We start from the raw sequence: 280 nt of genomic DNA, 5'->3' as shown, positions 1-280 counted from the left end.
CCACTGATGCCGATTTTCATAGATTTACTCGCGATAAGCCCGATTTGAAGGCATAGTTTACCATGCGCTTACGGGGAAGCGTATTTCTCACGCGGGAGAGGACATGGCACAGATTGATTTCCGAAAAAAAATAAACTGGCATCGTCGTTACCGTTCACCGCAGGGCGTTAAAACCGAACATGAGATCCTGCGGATATTCGAGAGCGATCGCGGGCGTATCATCAACTCTCCGGCAATTCGTCGTCTGCAACAAAAGACCCAGGTTTTTCCACTGGAGCGC

At 49.6% G+C, this 280-nt stretch carries 1 pseudogene; it reads left to right on the top strand.

Going from position 1 to position 280, the window contains the following annotated elements:
• Positions 1 to 103: 103 nt before the first annotated feature.
• Positions 104 to 280, top strand: a pseudogene (gene dgt / locus V5P19_RS23405) (deoxyguanosinetriphosphate triphosphohydrolase); the annotation flags it as partial.

The organism is Enterobacter sp. UNJFSC 003 (genome assembly GCF_036903355.1).
GTDB lineage: Bacteria > Pseudomonadota > Gammaproteobacteria > Enterobacterales > Enterobacteriaceae > Enterobacter.
Note: the sequence above shows the minus strand (reverse complement) of the source record. Positions and strands in the feature narration are given on the sequence as shown.